The following is a 3,728-nucleotide window of genomic DNA, read 5'->3' as shown; positions in this document are numbered from 1 at the left end:
GCACGGTGCGCGAACTCAACCTCACGCAACTGGGCATCGACTACGCGATCCAGCTGCGCGGCATCAGCGGCACCATCGGCATCCCGTTCAACATCCGCGCCGACGAGCTGGTGACCTCGGCCTCGTTCCGCCTCAACTACGCCTACTCGCCCTCGCTGATCCCCGAGCTGTCGCACCTGAAGGTGACGGTCAACGACGTGCTGGTCGCCACGCTGCCGGTGAACCGCGCCGACGGCGGCAAGCCGCAGACCGCCGACATCCCGATCGACCGGCGCCTGATCACCGAATTCAACCGCATCAACGTCGAGCTGATCGGCCACTACACGCGCGACTGCGAGGACCCGGCCCACACCAGCCTGTGGGCGCGCATCGATGCCTCGAGCACGCTGCGCCTGAACGTGTCGCCGCTCAAGCTGAGCAACGACCTGGCGACGCTGCCGCAGCCCTTCTTCGACCGCCGCGACGTGCGCCGCGCGCGCATTCCCTTCGTCTTCGGCAGCGCCGAGTCGGGCCCGCTGCTCGAGGCCGCGGGCGTGGTCTCGTCGTGGTTCGGCGCGCTGGCCGACTACCGCGGCGCCGTGTTCCCGGTCTCGCGCGGCCAGCTGCCCAGCGGCCATTCGGTGGTGTTCGCCACGCCCGAGACCAGCCTGCCGGGCCTGGTGCTGCCCGCGATCCAGGGACCGGCGCTGGCCGTGGTCGACCATCCGCAGGATCCGACCGCCAAGCTGCTGCTGGTGATGGGCCGCGACGCCAACGAGCTGCGCACCGCCGCCGCCTCGCTGGCGCTCAACAGCCGCGCGCTGTCGGGCGCGACCAGCGCGATCGCCGCCTTCCAGGAGCCGCCCGCGCGCAAGCCCTACGACGCGCCGCGCTGGGTGCCCAGCGACCGCGCGCTGCAGTTCGGCGAGCTCACGACCGCGGCCGATCTCTCGGTGACCGGCTACAACCCCGACGTGGTGCGGGTCAACCTGCAGCTGCCGCCCGACCTGTTCACCTGGCGCAGCCGCGGCATCCCGCTCGACCTGCTCTACCGCTACACGCCGCGCGTGCGGCCCGACCAGTCGACGCTCAACGTCAACGTCAACGAGAACTTCATCGGCGCGATCCCGCTGCGCTCGGCCAACCCGGCCGGCGACCGCTGGTACAACCCGCTGGCCGTCAAGCTGATGCCCGACGGCACGCTGGCCGAGCGCAAGGAAGTGATCCTGCCGCCGCTGGCGCTGGGCCCGCGCAGCCAGCTGCGGCTGCACTACTACTTCGAGCCCGTGGCCGGCCGCTGCATCCCGCAGCTCGACAACGTGCGCGGCTCGATCGACCCGACCTCGAAGATCGACGTCTCGGGCTTCCCGCACTTCATCGCCATGCCCGAGCTCGCGGCCTACGCCAACGGCGGCTTCCCGTTCTCGCGCATGGCCGACCTGTCGGACACCGCGGTGATCCTGCCCGACCAGGCCGACACCTCCGACACCGAGACCTATCTCGGCCTGATGGGCCAGATCGGCCGCGCCACCGGCTACCCCGTGCTGCGCGTGAAGGTGGGCCGCTCGGCCGAGGTCTCGCAGTGGGCCGACAAGGACCTGCTGGTGATCGGCAACCTGCAGAACCAGCCGCTGTTCACGCAGTGGGCCGAGCGCATGCCGCTCAAGCGCGCCGCGGCCGCCAACGGCAGCGGCGACGGCTCGCCGCAGTTCAAGCTCTCGAGCTGGATCGACACCGCGATCGACTTCGTGATCGGCGCGCGCACCCGCGAGGACTTGCCGGGCTCGATGCAGATCGCGGTCAGCGACGACGGCCGCGACGCGGTGCTCGCGGGCTTCGAGTCGCCGCTGCGCAGCGGCCGCAGCGTGGTCGCCGCGATCTCCAACAGCACCTCGAAGGACGCGCTGCTCAACGCGCTGATGACACCCGACCTGCTCAAGCGCGTGCAGGGCAGCATGGCCATCGTGCGCGACGCGCAGGTGCACAGCGTGCTCGGCAGCGAGACCTACTACGTCGGCCGCCTGCCGCCGATCGCCTGGCTGCAGTGGAACCTCTCGCGCAGCCCGCTGCTGCTGGCGGCACTGGTGGTGCTGCTGGCCGTGATCGGCGCCGCGGTGGCCTATGCCAGCCTGCAGATTCGCGCGCGCCGCCGCCTCAAGTGACGACCCTCGCCCCGGAGACCGACCCCACGATGCCAGGTTCGAAGCCCACGCTTCCCTCTTCCGTTCCCGACCGGCGACGCCGCTCGCTGTTCGCAGCGGCGGCCGCCTCCGCGCTGGCCTGGACCGGCACGCGCGCGGCCGCGCAGGCCACGCCGCCCGCCGCTTCCACCCCTCCCGCCGCGCCGATGCCCGCCACCTGCCATCCCGCCGCCGACTGGAACGCCTTCGTCGCGCGTCACATCCAGCGCGACGGCCGCGTGATCGACTTCAACACGCCGCAGCAGCACTCGACCTCCGAGGGCCAGTCCTACTGCATGTTCCTGGCGCTGGTGCACAACGACCGCGAGCTGTTCGCGCGCGTGCTGGGCTGGGCCGAGACCAACCTCGCCAACGGCAGCATCGCGAAGAACCTGCCGGCCTGGCAGTGGGGCCGCAAGCCGGGCGGCGGCTGGGGCGTGCTCGATCCGAATCCCGCCTCCGACGCCGACCTCTGGATCGCCTATGCGCTGATGGAGGCCGGCCGGCTCTGGAACGAACCACGCTACGCGAGCATGGGGCGCAGCCTGCTGGCCATGGTGGCGCGCGAGGAAGTGGTGCTGCTGCCGGGCTTCGGCCGCATGCTGCTGCCCTGGCCCAAGTCGGTGGCCACCGGCTCGGTGTGGCGGCTCAACCCGAGCTACATGCCGCTGCAGCTGCTGCGCTATTTCCAGCAGACCGATCCGCAGGGCCCCTGGGCCGCGGTGGCCGACAACACGGTGCGCCTGCTCGCGGCCACGGCGCCGCGCGGCTTCTCGCCCGACTGGTGCGCCTGGTCGGAGGACGCGCGCGCCTTCGTCGCCGATCCCGAGAAGGGCACGGTCGGCAGCTACGACGCGATCCGCGTCTACCTCTGGGCCGGCATGCTGGCCGAATCCTCGCCCGACCGCCGGCCGCTGCTGCAGGCGCTGACCGGCCCGAAGCGCCTCCTGGCCGACCGGCAGCCGATCCCCGAGCTGGTCGACACCGCCACCGGCACCGTGCGCGGCATGGGACCGCTGGGTTTCGCCGGCGCGCTGCTGCCCTACCTGAAGGCGCAGGACATGCCCGAGGCACTGGCCACCGAGCTGGCGCGCCTGCCCAATTCGCGTGCCGACGGCCAGCCGTCGACCGCCCTGCTTCCCTACTACGAACAAATGCTGCTGCTCTTCGGCCAGGCCTGGCTCGACGGGCGCTACCAGTTCCTTCGGAACGGCCAGCTGCAAACCTCATGGAGACTGCTATGTCGACCCACCCGCACGGCATGACATCGCCGCGCCCGACCCGGTTGCGCCGCGCTCCGGGAGGCCTGCCCTCCGCGCGCTGGCTGGCCTGCCTGGGCCTGTTCGCCACCCTCGGCGCCGCCAACCCGGCGCACGCGCAGGCCGACGCCGCCACGGCCCTGATCGAACAGGGCAACTACTGGCAGTCACAGGGCCGCGTCGACCTCGCAGAGGAGAGCTGGCGCAAGCTGCTGAGCGTCAACCCGCAATCGGCCGACGCGATGTACGGCATGGCGCAGGTCGAACTCTCGCGCGGCAATGCCGAGCCGGCGCGCAGCTGGATCGCGCG

The 3,728-nt window shown here is 71.6% G+C and carries 3 protein-coding genes; all 3 read left to right on the top strand.

Features of this window, described 5'->3' with window-relative positions; genetic code table 11:
- On the top strand, window positions 1–2,141 hold a 2,141-nt coding region (gene bcsB, locus AC27VN_RS35595), incomplete at its 5' end, for a cellulose biosynthesis cyclic di-GMP-binding regulatory protein BcsB (protein WP_490879667.1).
- Between the two features lie 29 nt (window positions 2,142–2,170).
- Window positions 2,171–3,424, top strand: a complete 1,254-nt coding sequence (gene bcsZ / locus AC27VN_RS35590) for a cellulose synthase complex periplasmic endoglucanase BcsZ (protein WP_490879666.1) — start codon at window positions 2,171–2,173, stop codon at window positions 3,422–3,424.
- Window positions 3,400–3,728 (top strand): tetratricopeptide repeat protein (locus AC27VN_RS35585; protein ID WP_490879665.1); only part of this gene is annotated, 329 nt, incomplete at its 3' end. The genes bcsZ and AC27VN_RS35585, both read left to right, overlap by 25 nt.

The organism is Variovorax sp. 20P10.2.4 (genome assembly GCF_058244205.1).
This window is presented reverse-complemented; position numbering and strand designations above follow the sequence as displayed.